The organism is Myxococcales bacterium, from assembly GCA_016712525.1.
Taxonomy (GTDB): domain Bacteria; phylum Myxococcota_A; class Polyangia; order Polyangiales; family Polyangiaceae; genus JAAFHV01.
The window spans coordinates 2,119,087-2,133,640 of sequence record JADJQX010000007.1; the positions used below are offsets into that span (position 1 = coordinate 2,119,087).

Annotated in this window: 13 protein-coding genes; 9 read left to right on the top strand and 4 right to left on the bottom strand. The window is 70.1% G+C overall.

Annotation, left to right across the window (positions count from 1 at the left end; translation table 11 throughout):
• The first annotated feature begins 94 nt into the window (after positions 1-94).
• The 4 genes from IPK71_26050 (at position 95) to IPK71_26065 (ending at position 7,506) form a co-directional block, all read left to right on the top strand.
• Positions 95-3,460 carry a glycosyltransferase family 39 protein gene (locus IPK71_26050; GenBank protein ID MBK8217202.1) on the top strand — a complete coding sequence of 1,122 codons (3,366 nt, stop codon included), beginning with the start codon at positions 95-97 and terminating at the stop codon, positions 3,458-3,460.
• 440 nt (positions 3,461-3,900) lie between these two features.
• Positions 3,901-5,706, top strand: coding sequence for an acyl-CoA dehydrogenase (locus IPK71_26055; GenBank protein ID MBK8217203.1), 1,806 nt, complete (start codon positions 3,901-3,903; stop codon positions 5,704-5,706).
• Positions 5,707-5,792: 86 nt separating this feature from the next.
• A complete protein-coding gene (locus IPK71_26060; protein ID MBK8217204.1) occupies positions 5,793-6,698 on the top strand; it encodes a hypothetical protein in 906 nt (301 codons plus the stop codon).
• Positions 6,699-6,834: 136 nt separating this feature from the next.
• On the top strand, positions 6,835-7,506 hold the full coding sequence (locus IPK71_26065; protein MBK8217205.1) for a hypothetical protein: 672 nt from the start codon (positions 6,835-6,837) through the stop codon (positions 7,504-7,506).
• A 54-nt stretch (positions 7,507-7,560) separates the two neighbouring features.
• On the opposite strand, the gene IPK71_26070 is transcribed toward IPK71_26065, so the two are convergent.
• The 4 genes from IPK71_26070 to IPK71_26085 form a co-directional block, all read right to left on the bottom strand.
• Positions 7,561-8,190 (bottom strand): hypothetical protein, encoded by a 630-nt coding sequence (locus IPK71_26070; protein ID MBK8217206.1) that lies wholly within the window; start codon positions 8,188-8,190, stop codon positions 7,561-7,563.
• Entirely contained in the window at positions 8,187-9,311 is a 1,125-nt protein-coding gene (locus IPK71_26075; protein ID MBK8217207.1) for a FecR domain-containing protein, read from the bottom strand. The genes IPK71_26070 and IPK71_26075 overlap by 4 nt, the downstream gene beginning before the upstream one ends.
• Entirely contained in the window at positions 9,308-9,859 is a 552-nt protein-coding gene (locus IPK71_26080; protein MBK8217208.1) for a sigma-70 family RNA polymerase sigma factor, read from the bottom strand. Before IPK71_26080 ends, IPK71_26075 begins: the two co-directional genes overlap by 4 nt.
• Positions 9,860-10,042: 183 nt before the next feature.
• On the bottom strand, positions 10,043-10,966 hold the full coding sequence (locus IPK71_26085; GenBank protein ID MBK8217209.1) for a hypothetical protein: 924 nt from the start codon (positions 10,964-10,966) through the stop codon (positions 10,043-10,045).
• Positions 10,967-11,086: 120 nt separating this feature from the next.
• Between IPK71_26085 and IPK71_26090 the strand changes: the two genes are divergently transcribed.
• Genes IPK71_26090 through IPK71_26110 form a run of 5 tightly spaced genes read left to right on the top strand, consistent with a single transcriptional unit; the run spans position 11,087 to position 14,553 of the window.
• Positions 11,087-12,004: a hypothetical protein gene (locus IPK71_26090; protein MBK8217210.1), complete on the top strand. Its 918-nt coding sequence runs from the start codon at positions 11,087-11,089 to the stop codon at positions 12,002-12,004.
• Positions 12,005-12,036: 32 nt separating this feature from the next.
• Entirely contained in the window at positions 12,037-12,261 is a 225-nt protein-coding gene (locus IPK71_26095; GenBank protein MBK8217211.1) for a DUF4266 domain-containing protein, read from the top strand.
• The gene (locus IPK71_26100; protein MBK8217212.1) at positions 12,252-13,421 is read left to right on the top strand and encodes a DUF3570 domain-containing protein; all 1,170 of its coding nucleotides are present in this window, start codon (positions 12,252-12,254) and stop codon (positions 13,419-13,421) included. The genes IPK71_26095 and IPK71_26100 overlap by 10 nt, the downstream gene beginning before the upstream one ends.
• Positions 13,421-14,011, top strand: coding sequence for a hypothetical protein (locus IPK71_26105; GenBank protein ID MBK8217213.1), 591 nt, complete (start codon positions 13,421-13,423; stop codon positions 14,009-14,011). Before IPK71_26100 ends, IPK71_26105 begins: the two co-directional genes overlap by 1 nt.
• Complete coding sequence (locus IPK71_26110) at positions 14,008-14,553, top strand: hypothetical protein (GenBank protein MBK8217214.1); 546 nt, start codon at positions 14,008-14,010, stop codon at positions 14,551-14,553. Before IPK71_26105 ends, IPK71_26110 begins: the two co-directional genes overlap by 4 nt.
• The last annotated feature ends 1 nt before the right edge of the window (position 14,554 follow it).

Sequence of the window (14,554 nt, forward strand, 5' to 3'; positions counted from 1 at the left end):
GCCCCTCGGGCCCAAACTTGCTAAGTGCGAGGCTCCTTTGCGGGGTCCCAGCGCTCGGGCGCGCCTCGCTTCTTTCTGCCGAAGACGCGAAACCATGAGCGACGCCGACAACGACACGACGCCCGGGCCCACCGACGACACCGCCAACGCCGAGCGTGAGGCTTCGCCGTCCGACGCCGCCAAGGCCGACGCCTCCCCCGCCGACGAGAGCAAGGGCGAGGGCGCGAAAGAGAGCCCCGACGCCGAAGCTCGCGCGAGCGACCGCACCGAGGGCGAGAGCTCCGAGGACGACGGCCGTGAGGGCACGAAGTCCGACGCCCCCGAGGCCGAAGCCAAAGGGGAGACCACGGGCGAAGAGAGCGATGCTGCCGAGGCCAAGGGCGTAGACGGCGACGAGAAGCCCACGAGCGACAAGAAGGCCGACGGCGACAAGAAGGCCGACGGCGACAAGAAGGCCGACAGCGACAAGAAGGCCGACGGACCGAAGGGCAACCCGCTCGACAAGCGCTCGCTCGCGATGGCGATCTCGGGCTTCTTGGGCCTCTTCTTCTTGATGGCGAAGAACGCGCAGTGGCGCTTCGGCGTGCCGCTCGGGGTCTTCTTCGCGATCGTCGCCGCGCTCGGCATCCTCGGGTTCATTGGCTCGTTCGACGACGGCCTCGCCCCCGGCAGCGACGGAGAGGGCCGCGTCGCGCAGCGCACGACCTTCGAGAAGGTGCTCCCCTCGCTCGGCCTCGTCGTGGGCTCGTTCGTGGGCTTCGCGGCCGCGATCTCGGCGGCGCAGTCGAACCTCTTCGGCATGCCGTGGGCGTGGGGTCTCGTCGTGACGGTGCTCTTCGTCGCGTTCGTCGCCTCGGTGTTCCGCCTCGGCGTCGCGCTCGGGCCGCTCGCCAAAGACGAGCTCGGAGAAGAGCGCCCGCTCCTCCGGCGCCACGGCTTCTGGGTGCTGCTCATCGGCGGCGTCCTTTATTTCCCCGCGATGGGCGTGTTCTCGCTCTGGGATCCGTGGGAGACGCACTACGGCGAGGTGGCCCGCGAGATCCTCGCGCGGGACGACTGGATCTCGCTCTGGTGGGCGCAAGACGGCTGGTTCTGGTCGAAGCCCATCTTGAACTTCTGGGTCCAGGCGCTCGCGATGGGCAGCCTCGGCACGCATTTTCAGCCCGATCAGATGCTGATGAACGGCATAGGGCGGCCCGAGTGGGTCGTGCGCACGCCGAACGTGCTCATGACGATCTTGGCCCAGTACGTCATCTACAAGGGCGTCGCGAAGGTCTTCGGGCGGCGCGCGGGCATGCTCGGCGCGTTCGTGCTCGCGACCATGCCCGACTGGTTCTTCCTCGCGCACCAGACCATGGCCGACATGCCGTTCGTCTCGTCGATGACGGCGGCCATGGGCATGGTGCTGCTCGCCGCCAGCGCGAAGGACGAAGAGAAGGTCGCGCTCTACGAGGTGACCGCGTTCGGCCGTAAATTCCGCCTCTCCGGCTACCACCTCGCCTTCGGCGCGATCCTCGTCTGCGCGCTCCCGCAGATCGTGTACCTGCTCACGCGCAACGTCGAGCTCGTGCTCTACGGGTCGGGCCCGAAGGGCTTCCGGTTCCACCTCGACGAGTTCAAGAGCGGCTCCGCGGGCAACTGCGGTCTGCCCGGGAACGAGGCGTGCCACGCCGCCCTCCCCGCCTCGATCCCCCGTGGCGTCGCCGTCGCGCCGACGACCCCGGGCCAAATGGCCGCGCGCTTCTTCGGCGCGATCGAGCCGAGCGTGCAGGGCCTCTTCTGGGCGTTTTTGCTCGGCGGTCTCCTCTACGTGAACTGGGGAGAGCGCCGCGTGCGCAGGCTCTACTACATCGGCGCTTGGTTCTTCGCCGCGGTCGCGACCATGGGCAAGGGCCCGGCGGGCATCGTGCTGCCCGGGGCGTGCGCGGCGCTCTACATCGCCACCAACAAAAAGTGGCAAGAGCTCCTCAAGGTCGAGATCTGGAGCGGCCTCCTCGTGGTCGCGGTCGTGGCGGCGCCGTGGTTCGTGGCGATGTACATCCGGCACGGCTCGCCGTTCACCGATCGCCTCTTTTTCCACGACATGTTCAACCGCGCGTTTTCGCACGTGCACGACACGAACGAGGGCGACGACACGTCGGTGAGGTTCTACCTCTGGCAGCTCGGCTACGCGCTCTTCCCGTGGACGGGCCTCGTGCCGCTCGGCCTCACGTACTGGATGCGCAAACCCGACGCGTGGAGCCCTCGCCTCCTCCTCGGCTTCGCGCTCACGCACGCCCGCGAAGGTGAAGGCGTGCTCGACCCGGCGAAGGCCGAAGAGAAGCAGAAGGGCGACGCGGCGATCTTCCTCGTCATGTGGTTCCTCATTGCGTTCGCGCTCTTCACCTTCATGGGCACGAAGTTCCACCACTACATTTTCCCGGCCGTCCCGCCGGCGGCGATGATGGTGGGGGTCGTCCTCGACGACGCGCTCGAGGGCGCGGGCTCGGCCGGCAAGGGGCGCGTCATCCCCTACGGCGCGGGCATGATCGTGGGCATGGGGCTCGTCGTGCTCGGCCTCTCGAGGCTCTTCCCGGGCTCGTTCTTCGGCACGAAGCTCGGCGCGCAGCAGACCGAGCTCGCGGACCCGTCCTTCGCCTTGGGCGCGGGCCTCGTGCTCGCCGGCATCGGCGTGCTCGCGGCGACGGTGAAGCTCCTCGGCGGAGAGCCCGAGACGACGAGCGCTCCCCTCCCCGAGGTGAAACGCGTCGAGAGCACGCCGTACCGCGGTGGCCTCGCCCAGACCTCCGGCGCACCGGACGACGAGGGCCGCACCCACGAGACGCTCATGCTCGGCGGCGCGGCGGTCGCGGGGGCCATGCTCCTCGTGCTCGTCGGCCGCGATCTCGCGACGAAGCCCCCGGGCTCGGATCAGCCCGGCGCGATCCGCCTCCTCCAGCTCTTCACGTACAACTACCGCCGCGCCTGGCCCGACAACCTCGACTTCGGCGCCGCGCTGAAGGCGTTCTCGATCGTCGCCATCGTCGTGTCGCTGCTCTTCGCCGCGAAGCGCCTGCGCGGGCACGCCGTGGCCATGTTCGCCGCGCTCGGCTTCGTCTTCGCCCTCTGGGGCAAGGACGTCTACATGGTGAAGACCGCGCCGCACTGGGGCCAGCACGAGGTCATGGAGGCCTACTACCGCGGCCGCCAGAGCGACGCCGAGCCTCTCGTCGCCTACCAGATGAACTGGAAGGGCGAGAACTTCTACACCGGCAACCGCGTGCCTGCGTTCGTGTCGTCGGGCGCGCCGTTCACGAAGTGGATCAAAGAGCAGCGCGACAAGGGCGTGAAGGTCATGTTCTTCGTCACCGAGCACGGGCGCGTCGGCGGGCTCCGCAGCGAAGCGGGCGCCACGAAGTACACCGAGGTCACGGACAAGAACGTGTGCAACAAGTTCATCCTCGTCCGCGCCGAGTACTAGCGGCTGCGAGGTCGACGATTCGGCGTCGGCCTCGGACCTCCGCGTAGGCCATCCGGGCCCGATCCGCGCGCGGGTCGGGCCTCGTCGTGTCGGGCCACGGACTCATCGACGCACCTCATCACAGAGGCGCGTCAACGCCGTCCGCCGCGCAGCTGCGTCGCGCGCGCGAGCCGCGGCATCCAAGGCATTTTGTGCGCGAAAGGTGCGCCGAAAAATCGCCGAATGAACGCCCATTCATTCTTGACGCACCTGACCAAAGGTCCAAGAATCTCCTCGTGTCTGCGCCTCGCGTTCGTCGCGCGCGCCTCACATCCCCCGAAGGCGTCACGAGACCGCGAAGTGCTCGCGCTCGTTTTTCCCGCCCTCCCTGCCGAACCGAAGGAGCCGCCGTGTCGAAGCCCGTTCAAGCCATCAACCGCTACAAGGCCGACCTCCGTGACATGTTTTTCTTGTTCTTCGAGCAGTTCAAGCTCGGGGAGCTCCTCGGCAAAGGCCCGTTCGAGGCCTGGGGCGAGGAAGAGGTCCGCACCTCCGTGACCGAGGGCTACCGCTTCGTGCGCGAGGTCCTCGGACCGCTCAACGTCGTCGGCGACATGGAAGGCTGCAAGATCGTCGACGGCCGCGTGATCACGCCCAAGGGCTTCAAAGAGGCCTGGGACAAGCTCTACGCGGCCGGCTGGAAGACCATGAGCATCTCGCCCGAGTTCGGCGGCGCGGGCTCTCCGTTCAGCGTCCAGATCCTCCTCGAGGAGCTCCTCTCCGGCGCCAACGCGGCGTTCAACATGTACCCGGGCCTCGCGTTCGGCGCGGCCGAGGTCATCGCGCACTTCGGCACCGACGAGCAGAAGAAGACCTACGTGCCTCGCATGTTCGGCGGCACCTGGGGCGGCACGATGTGCCTCACCGAGCCGCACGCCGGCAGCGACGTGGGCTCCGCGAAGACGACCGCCTCGAAGAACGCCGACGGCAGCTACAACATCAAGGGCACGAAGATCTACATCTCGGGCGGCGATCACGACCTCGCCGAGAACGTCATCCACCTCGTGCTCGCGCGCGTCGACGGCGCCCCGGCCGGCACGAAGGGCCTCACGCTCTTCATCGTGCCCCGCGTCCGTCACGACGAGAACGGCGTGCTCGGCAAAGAGAACGACGTTCAGGTCGCGGCGCTCGAGCACAAGATGGGCATCAACGGCTCGGCCACGTGCATCTTGAACTTCGGCGACAACGACGCCTGCATCGGCTGGCCCGTCGGCGGCGAGACGAAGATCAACCAGGGCATGCCGCAGATGTTCATCATGATGAACGCGGCGCGCATCTCGGTCGGTGTGCAGGGCCTCTCGGTGGCCTCGGCCGCCTACCTGAACGCCCTCGAGTACGCGAAGGACCGCAAGCAGGGCGCCAGCATGACCCACTGGAAGGACCCCACGGCGCCCCGCGTGTCGATCATCGAGCACGCCGACGTGCGCCGCATGCTGCTCGACATGAAGGGCAAGGTCGAAGGTCTCCGCGCGCTCGCCCTCAAGCTCACGCAGCACCAAGACCAGGTGACCTTCTACAAGGGCAACGACGACGCGAAGGCCGCCTACCACCAGGGCCAGGTCGACCTGCTCGTGCCGCTCATGAAGGCGTACGGCTCCGACCAGGGCTTCCGCGTCTGCGAGACCGCCATCCAGACCTACGGCGGCGCCGGCTACACGCGCGACTACCCCGTCGAGCAGTACTGCCGCGACGCGAAGATTTTCAGCATCTACGAGGGCACGAACCACATCCAGTCGATGGACCTCGTGGGCCGCAAGCTCGGGCAGGCCGGCGGCGCCAACTTCCAGGCGTTCATGGGCGACGTGCAGAAGTTCGTCACGGCGAACGCCTCGCACCCCACGCTCGGCGCCGAAGTGAAGCGCCTCGGGTCGGCGGCGGAGGCCCTCTCGGGCTCGGCGATGCGCCTGCTCATGTGGTTCCAGTCGGGCAACGTGGCGATGGTGCCGCTCTCGGCGAACCGCTTCCTCGAGATGATGAGCGAGCTCACGGTGGGCTGGCTCCTGCTCGAGCAGGCCGTCATCGCCGAAGAGGCGCTTAAGAAGGTCGACCCGCAGCACCCCGACACGGCGTTTTACGCGGGCAAGGTGCAGTCGGCGATCTTCTTCGCGCGCAACACCTTGCCGGGTGTCGCCTTCAAGGCCGAGCTCTTGGCCATGGAAGACAAGTCGCCGACCGAGATCTCGGACGCGGCCTTCGCGACGGTGTGACCTACCAGGTCGCGCACGCGGCCTCAGGTGGAACGCGGGCTCCTCGAAGGGGCCCGCGTTTCGCATTTCGGGGTAGGCTACGCCCCGTGCGCACGCGAAAAGAAGCCCTCACGACCTCCCTCGTCGTCGCCCTGCTCGTGGGCGGCTGCGGCGGAAAGATGAGCAAAATCTTAAAGTTGGAGGAGGCTGCCCGAGGCGGGGTCGACGCCCTCGCGGAGGCATCCCGCGACCTCCCGAGCTGCGGCGCGGTCGACGCCGAGAAGGGGGCCGAGGCCGCGTGCCTCGCGAACCTGGCGAACGCGCTCGGGTCGAAGTCGGGCTTCCACGCCCAGCCCGCCGACCAAGCGAGCAGCGCCGCCGTGGCCGTGCTCGTCGCGCGGGACGGTCAGGGTTACGCCGTGCCTCGCTACGACGCGTGGCTCGATCTGCTGAAGAACGGAAAGGGCGCGGGCGTCGACGCGCTGCGCATGGCGGTGGCGAGCGGCATGGCGAAGGAGGCCGCGATCGTCGGGCAGAAGACCGAGGACGAGGCCGTCGCGAAGACCATGATGAGGCGCGTCGCGGCGCGCATTCCCGGAGCGTGCCCCACCTACGAGCTGCTCGGGAGCGGGAAAGACAACTCGAAGCTCGCGCCGGAGCTCCGGGCCGAGCACTCGACGTGCGTGCAGAAGCACCTCTCGCTCCGCGACGGACCCGGCGGGCGTTACGGCTCGGGAACGTTCCGCGCGGCCGAGGGGGCGATGGCCCTGTGGCGCGAGACCGAGCGCACGCTGCGGCAAGGGCTCGAGCATGCGTCTCCCGAGGCGCGCGACCGCATCACGAAGGACCTCGCCGTCATCGAGCCGGCCACGCAGCGCATCGGCTTGCGCCGCGACACGTCCACGGTCGCCTCCGACGTGTTCTTGCGCCTCGGCGAAGCCCACGCCGAGGCGGGCGTGCCGATCGTGCGCGACGCGGGAGCACCGAAGGACGGGAGCGCCGACGCCAAGTGACGTCGCGAGGGCCGCGGGCTTCGGTGGGGGCGGAATCGTCCGCGCTGGGCCGAATTTCGCGCGATTTTTTCGGGGGTGACGTCACTTTTCTGCCTCGCTCGCCGAGGGTCGGGGCACCTTTCGAGAGGAGGTGCTCATGGGTCGCGCACGAAGCTCTGTGGTGTTGGTCGCCGTCGCCGTGCTCGGTGTCGGTGTGGGTGTGGGGTGCGGGTCCGACAACGACATCGCGCCGCTCGTCCCCTCTCCGAAGCCGACCACGACCGGCACCACCACGGGCTCGCCGTCGTCGAGCGCGCCGGACGGGTCCGTACCGACGCCGACCCCGAGCGGCAGCACGCCCACCGACGGAGGCCCGGGTGGCGACTCGTCCACGCCGCCGGCGGTGAACGCCTTCACGGGCGCGCCCGCCTACGTGGCGACCCTCGGCCAGAACGCGCGCAAGAACGACCACGGCAACGGCGGCAACCCGGCCAAGCTCGCGTGCCTCACGTGCCACCGCCAAGGAGGCAACGCGCCGCGCTGGTTCGCCGGCGGCACCGTGTTCACCGAGGCCGCGGGCACCACGCCCGCCGCGCGCGTCGAGATTCGCTTCCGCGACGCCACGGGTAAGGCCGTCTCGACGTACTCGGACGCCGACGGCAACTTCTACCTGACGCCGAACCAGGCGCAGGGGCTCACCTTCCCGCTCCAGGTCGGCGCGCGCGACGGAACGAACGTGCGGCCCATGGTGACGATGCTCTCGATGGGCGACTGCTCGTCGTCGGCGTGCCACGGCAACGCCTCGGTCGGCGCCGTCCACGTCCCTTGAGGGTGCCCCGACGGCCGCGCACAACGCGGCCGTTTTTGCCGTAGTTTCGGAACTTTAGCGAGGGATGCAGCGCCCCGCGGCGATGTCGCAGAGCGGCGCGCTCGCGGGGCAATCGGCGGCGGTGAGGCAGCCGACGCAGCGGCCGAGGAACGTATCGCAGCGGCCCTGTGGGCAGGAGGCGTCGGTCCGGCACGAGATGCACCGGCCCGTGAGCACGTCGCACGTGAAGCTCGGCCCGAGCGCCTCGCAGTGCGACCTCTCCGCGCACGCCGCGCAGCGCCGGATGCGTTCGTTGCAGCGGAGGCCGTTCGGGCAAAGATCGTCCTCTTCGCGGCACGCGACGAGGCACTGCCGGGTCACGGGATCGCAGGAGGCCGGAGAGGTGCAGTCGTCGCTCGACGTGCACCCGACGCATCGGTGCAGCGCAGGATCGCAGCGCGGGGTCGGCCCTCCACAGTGCGTGTGGCTCGTGCACGCGACGCAGCGCCCCTCGTCGACGTCGCAGTGGAGCGTCGCGAGCCCGCAGTCGCCGTCTTTGGTGCACGGTCCCGAGGGGACCGCGCTCTCCGCCAACGCGTCGCCAGCGGCGCCCGCGTCGAGCACGTGATCGTCGAAGCGGAGCTCGCCGCGGCAGGCCCCGATGCCGACCACGACCACGGCGAGGCTCGCGCCGAAGCGCCTCATGGGCCGACGAGATCCATCGCCTCGCCGCGCGCGTAGCCCTTGGGGTACCGGGCGAGGTACTCCTTGGCGGCGGCGCGCGCGCGGGGATCGCGGTGGTTCGCGAGCAGGCGCATGCGCTCGACGTGCGCGCTCTCGGCGAGCGGGCTCTTCGGGTGCTTTCGGACGAGGGTCTCGAAGGTCGCGATCGCCGACGGGGCGTCGCCCGCGCGCTTCTGGGCGAGGCCCGCCTGGAAGAGCGCGTTCTCTTCGGCGAGCGAGCTCGGCGGAGCCTCCGCGGGCTCTCTGGCGGCCGAGGCCACGACCTTCGCCTCCGGCGCGTGAGGAGACGACGACGGTGAGGACGACGGCGACGACGACGGCGCAGCGCTCGCGGAGCGCACGACGGGCGGGGGCGCCGGGGGCGCGGGGTCGGTGCACGCGGGCCACGACTCACCCGCCTGGACACGAGCCTCCGTGCCCTGCGACCTCACGACGACCACGCCCTCCGAGACGGTGACGCGCGTCTCGGTCCCGCCTGCGCAGGCGAGCTTGGGTCCGAGCTCGACGACGAAGCGCGTGCCGCGGACCTCGACCTCGGTGTCGCCGGTGCGCACGACGAAGCGCTCGCCCTCACCGAGCTTGGCGACGTGCGCGGACAAGCGCCCGCGATCGAGGCGAAAGGCCTGCGTCTTCCCTGCGCCGACCACCGAGACCTCGCCGTGGCTCTCGAGGGAGAGCTCGGTGCCGGTCGCGAACGAGAGGTCGACGCGGCCGTACGTGGCGTCGATGCGCGAGCCCTCCAAGACAGGGACGCCATCGACGAGCGGGACCTTCGTCCCGTCGGACAGGGTCGCCTGCGTGCCCTCGGTCGGGTGCCCCCGGAGGACGAGCGTCGAGGCGTGCGGACGGGAGACGAGCGCCGAGCCCACGAGGACGAGGACGGCGGCCGCGGCGAAGACCCCGAGCCCTCGCGCGACCCGACCACGGAGACGCGCCCGACGGCGGCCAGCGAGGGCCACGGAGAGGGCGTCGATGGCGGCACCGCGCTCGGCGTCGGAGGGCCCCGAGGCGGCCGCCGCGTCGACCCGGGCGACGCGTGACGCCACGAGATCTGCGAGATTTTTCGCGTAGTTATCGCTCATGAGAGCACCTTCGCGAGGGCCGAGGAGAGCTCGGGAGAGGCGGCGATGCGCGCGTTCACCTCGGCGCGCCCTCGCACGAGCCGCGACTGCGCGGCGGCGACGGTGACGTCGGTGATCTGCGCGACCTCGCGGAGATCGTACCCCCACGCGTCGTGCAGGAGGAACGTCCACACCTTCACGTCCTCGACCGGGGAGAGGAGCTCCGCGACACGACGGAGGAGATCCCTCGCGCCGAGATCGTGGGCCGGCCGCGAGGGCGAAGGGGCCTCTTCCCCGGGGTCGTCGTCGAACGCGAAGTACTTCCGCTCGACGCGCCGACGGCGGATCGCCTTGAACACGAGGCGCGCGGTGATCGTGGACGTCCACGAGTCGAGGGAGCACTCCCCGCGGTAGCGGTCGATCGTGGTGACGAGCTCGATCATGGCGAGCTGGGCGACGTCGTCGCGGTCGGGGTCGTGGGCGCCGAGGAGCCTTCGTACCGTGCGATCGACCGTCGGGCGAACTCGGTCGTGGAGCGCGGCCGCAGCGCTCGTGTCGCCACGGCGCATCGCCGAGAGGATCTCGCTGTCGTCGAGCAGAGGTGTGCGTCTTGGCGAGGCATGGTGGGCGTCACGGTCCGGCTCGACGAGCCTCAGGTTGCTCGCCCTCCCGGGACGTCGAAGGGGAGAGGTCAAAGCTCGGCTCCTCCCTCGAGAGTACCGAGGGGCGCCAGGGACCAGGCAACGAAGAGGTCAAAATCGAACACGGACCCCTGGCTCCACCGAGAGGCGCACCGGGACGAGCGTGCCCCGCACGGTGCCTTCCACGACCACGTCGGTGGTCCCGAACGCCACGTCGGCGCCGAGGCCGACCTCGAGGGCCGCGGTCTCGGAGATGAAGTACGACCCCCTCGCACCGAGGGAGCCTGCCGGCAGCACGCGAGACTCGGAGACGGGCTGAGGATCGTCCCCGTCGGCCGAGAAATGCCGGACCTCGTCTCTCACGAGGCCAGCGCCCAGCGAGCCTCCAAGCTCGACGCGGCGGCCGAGCGGCGCACGAAACGACAGACCGGCGGTCGCGACGAGGTGGCTCGCGCGGCCCTCGGCGTACGTCGCGTCGCCGACCCGAGCCCCGAAGGCGCCGAAAATCCCGAGGCGCGGGCCCACGAGGACATGCCCCTCGAGGCGCCCACCGACCCCTCCTCCTTCTCCGCCGACCCCGAACGCGGCGTGACCGCGCAGCGCGAGATCGAAATGGCGAGACGCGGGCGCAGGCGCAGGCGCGGGCGCAGGCGGAGCGACGGGGCGCACCTCCTCGCGAGGGACCACGGGCGGCGCGGCGGGAGGCGCGTCGTCGGCGTCCGGGAGCATCGCCGCGACGGCGAGCCCCACGGCACGACCACGCTCCTCGGGGGCGTCGCGCTCGTCGAAGCCGAGGTCGCGCTCGACCCAGGGGGACTTCGGCGCGACGTGGACACGAAGGTGGGCCCGCCGTGTGTCGTCCGACCAACGCACGACGAAGACCGGGCGCGCGGCTTCGCCGAAGTCGGCCGACGAGGTGACACGCAGCTCGATCGTGCGGGGGCGCGTCGACTCTTCGGCCGCGCGCACGAGCGCGAGCGTCTCGGGACGCGACGCATCCGCGGGAGAGACGACGACGACGGCGGCGGGTTCCATTCGTGCGGGCGGTGACGATTCTCTGCCTGGTCGCCTTTCCGACCGGGCACTTCAGCATCGGACGCCGCGTCATCCAAGGCGATTCGTCCGGTCCTCACGATTCCTTCAGATAGGCCACTCATGCGCGCGCACCTCTCGCTCTTTTCGCTCACGTTCGTCGTCGGCACGGCCCTCGTCGCTGCGGCGTGCTCGTCGAACCCCTCGCTCGCCTACGATCCCGGGGGCAGCGGGAACGGAACCGGACCTGCGGCCGCACCCTCCGGGCCAAGCAACCTGCCCTGCGGCGTAGCCGAGATCATGGCCGCCTCGTGCACGAGCTGCCACGGGGCGTCGCCCAAACGCGGCGCGAAGCTCCCGCTCGTCACCCTGGAGGACTTCACGAAGCCCGACCCGCAAAATCCCGCGCAGAAGGTCGGCGACCTCGTGGTGTTGCGCATGAAGGACACGGTGAAGCCCATGCCGGAGTCGGGCCTCCTCACGGCCGACACGGTCGCCACGGTCGAGAGCTGGGTGAAGAAGGGCATGCCCGCGGGGTCCTGCGGCGCCATCGAGGCGAAGCCCGATCCCTTCTGGGATCAACCTCCGACCTGCACGGGCGGCATGTCGAACGTGACCGACCGCACCTCGAAGCTGCAGAGGCCGCTCATGTACCCGGGCGAGAGCTGCAACGCATGCCATCGAAAAGAGGGAGAGGGAGACATCTTCGCGTTCGCGGGCACGGTCTATCCGACACCCCACGAGCCCGATCGCTGCAACGGCGTGGACGGCACGACGGCCGGGGCCCGCGTGGTCGCGACCGACGCGGCGGGCAAGGTGCTCGCGGACGTGCCGGTGAACGCCGCCGGCAACTTCAGCTACAAGGCCAGGCTGACCGGCTCGTTCTTCGTGAAGGTCGTGCAGAACGGGAAAGAGCGGGCCATGAAGGGCGCATTGACCTCGGCGCTCGCGGGGGGCGACTGCAACACGTGCCACACGCAGAACGGAGCGTCCGCCGAGGGCTCGGCGAGCGCACCGGGGCGAATCGTCCTCCCGCAGTGATCCGTTTTTCCCTCGACGCCCACAGGAACGTCATGCCGTCTTCCGTCCGGGCCCGCGGCCTCTTCGCCGCCGCGGCACTTTTCTTCGTATTTTCAGCAGGTTGCACCAGGGTCGCGCCGTACGAGCGGGGTGTCCTCGCGCGCCCGACCATGAGCCCCGGGAGCCTCTCGGGGCCCGGAGAAGAGCACGTCTACGACGTGCACGAGGGCGCGACCGGCGGCGGGACGGCGGGCGGCGGCGGATGCGGATGCAACTGAAGCACGTCGCGCTCGGGCTCGTCTCGGCGGCTCTCCTCACGATCACGACGAACGCGCGCGCCGAAGGGACCACCACGACGAGGATCAAGTCGGAGGTCTCGGCCTACCAGGACAGCGTCGCGGTGAGCGTGCTCACGCCCGCCGTGTCGGCCTCGGTGGAGAGCCCCACCTCGGGGTGGAACGTGGCCGGCAACGCGCTCGTCGACGTCGTGTCGGCCGCCTCGCCAGACATCGTGTCCACCGCCTCTCCGCGTTGGATGGAGGTCCGGAAAGCCGGAGGCCTCTCGGCCGGGTACAAACCCGGAGACTTCGGCGCGCAGGGCTCGTTCAACGTCTCGCACACGGACGACTACCTGTCGCTCACGGGAGGCGGGCGAGTCACGCTCGACGTCGACGAGAAGCACATGACCCTCGTCGCCGGGTACTACCTCGGGCACGACGTCATCGGGCGCACGGGCACGCCGTTCTCGGTCTTTTCGCGGACGCTCGACACGCACAGCCTCTCGTTCGGCCTCACGCGGATCGTCACCAAGTCGACCCTCGCGAGCCTCTCGGCGGACGTCATCCTCGAGCGCGGTGACCAGTCGAAGCCCTACCGCTACGTGCCCATGTTCGCGCCCGGCGTCGCCGCCACCGTGCCCGCCGGGGCGTCGCCCGATTTCGTCGCGAACGCGCGCATCGCGGCGCGACCGCTCGAGCAGCTCCCGCTCGCCCGCGAGAGGTACGCGCTCACCGGGCGCATCGCCACGCACGGCGGGTTCGGCACGCTCCGCGCCGAAGAGCGCCTCTACGCCGACTCGTGGGCCCTCCTCGCGAGCACCACGGACGTGCGCGTCTTTTTCGACGTGGGCTCACGCCTCGAGATCGGGCCTCACGGGCGCTTCCACGTGCAGAAGGCCGTCTCGTTCTGGGAGCGGGCCTACACGGCGAGCGGCCCGGGCGACATTCCGGCCCTCCGCACCGGAGATCGCGAGCTCGGCGCGCTCCTCACGGCCGGCGGGGGCCTCGGCATGCGCCTCCACCTGGGACCCGTGGCCGACGCGAACAAGCTCGCCCTCACCTTCAACGTCGACGGGTACACGACGTCCTTCTTCGACGCGATCTACGTGACGAACCGCCTCACGGTGTTCTCGGCCCTCGGACTGGAGGCCGTGTTTTGATGCTCCGACACACGCTCCGAACCTCGCTCCTCGCCGCGGCCTTGCCGCTGGCGGCCCTTGCATCCTGCATGAACCCGGTCCACTCGGACGCCGTCACGGCCCTCGGTGACGAGGCGCCCGGCGTGCGTCGCGGCCCGACGCACAGGCCCGGTCAACCCTGCCTCACCTGCCACGGCGGCGACGGCCCCGGAGAGCCCGATTTCGAGCTCGCCGGCACGGTGTACGAGACGAAAGGCCAAGGGGTCCCCGACACCTCGCGGGGCGCTTCGGGCGTCACGGTTTCGCTCGTCGACGCGAAGGGCGCGACCTACACGACCGAGACGAACTCCGTCGGCAACTTCTACGTTCAGGAGGGGCGCTACACGCCGGTCTACCCCGTGTACGTCACCCTGACACGAGGCGCCGGGAAGGAGACGATGAAGACCCGCATCGGGCGACGCGGGAGCTGCGCCGACTGCCACCGCGGACAAGTCGGCACGAAGAACCTCGTTCCCGCGGTCTACATCGGAGAGTCCGCGAAGCCCACGCCCCCCGCGACCGATGCCGGAGCGGAGACGGACGGGTCCGCGACGGAAGGCGGGACACCATGAAACGACATCGACGCACCTCCGCAGTCGTGGCGCTCGCGCTCGGTGCCCTCGGTGTGCTCGTCGCGTGCAGCACGCCCGAGCAAGGCCGTACGAACGCCACGACCCTCGACCTCGCCACCTTCCGACCCGTGAGCAACATGCTCGTCGTGCGCTGCGGCTCGCTCGACTGCCACGGCTCGAGGTACCGAAACTACCGGCTCGTCGGCCCCGGCGCCGGGCGGCTCGAGCCCACGGCTACGCCCGAAGACACAGAGGCCACCGACGCCGAGGTCGCCGCGAACTACGGCAGCACGATCGGCGTCGAGCCCGAGACGATGCGCGAGGTGGCGGCGGCCAGAGGCGCCGGGGCCGAGAGGCTCACGTTGGTGCGCAAGGCACGCGGCGAGGAGGCGCACAAAGGGGACCGTCGCATCGCCCCGGGCGACGCGGCCGACCGGTGTTTGCTGTCGTGGACCTCGGGTGCGACCGATACGGCGGCCTGCACGGACGCTCTGGCCTCCGAGCCAACGGCCTCGCCAACGACAGACGCCGGCCGCGACTGAA

Bases quoted from the DNA above. Each gene is read 5' to 3' on its own strand.
- IPK71_26080 (MBK8217208.1), bottom strand. From the start codon at position 9,859: ATGCGCCGTGGCGACACGAGCGCTGCGGCCGCGCTCCACGACCGAGTT.
- IPK71_26090 (MBK8217210.1), top strand. From the start codon at position 11,087: ATGCGCGCGCACCTCTCGCTCTTTTCGCTCACGTTCGTCGTCGGCACG.
- IPK71_26065 (MBK8217205.1), top strand. From the start codon at position 6,835: ATGGGTCGCGCACGAAGCTCTGTGGTGTTGGTCGCCGTCGCCGTGCTC.
- IPK71_26095 (MBK8217211.1), top strand. From the start codon at position 12,037: ATGCCGTCTTCCGTCCGGGCCCGCGGCCTCTTCGCCGCCGCGGCACTT.
- IPK71_26110 (MBK8217214.1), top strand. From the start codon at position 14,008: ATGAAACGACATCGACGCACCTCCGCAGTCGTGGCGCTCGCGCTCGGT.
- IPK71_26105 (MBK8217213.1), top strand. From the start codon at position 13,421: ATGCTCCGACACACGCTCCGAACCTCGCTCCTCGCCGCGGCCTTGCCG.
- IPK71_26070 (MBK8217206.1), bottom strand. From the start codon at position 8,190: ATGAGGCGCTTCGGCGCGAGCCTCGCCGTGGTCGTGGTCGGCATCGGG.
- IPK71_26085 (MBK8217209.1), bottom strand. From the start codon at position 10,966: ATGGAACCCGCCGCCGTCGTCGTCGTCTCTCCCGCGGATGCGTCGCGT.
- IPK71_26075 (MBK8217207.1), bottom strand. From the start codon at position 9,311: ATGAGCGATAACTACGCGAAAAATCTCGCAGATCTCGTGGCGTCACGC.
- IPK71_26050 (MBK8217202.1), top strand. From the start codon at position 95: ATGAGCGACGCCGACAACGACACGACGCCCGGGCCCACCGACGACACC.
- IPK71_26055 (MBK8217203.1), top strand. From the start codon at position 3,901: ATGTTTTTCTTGTTCTTCGAGCAGTTCAAGCTCGGGGAGCTCCTCGGC.
- IPK71_26100 (MBK8217212.1), top strand. From the start codon at position 12,252: ATGCAACTGAAGCACGTCGCGCTCGGGCTCGTCTCGGCGGCTCTCCTC.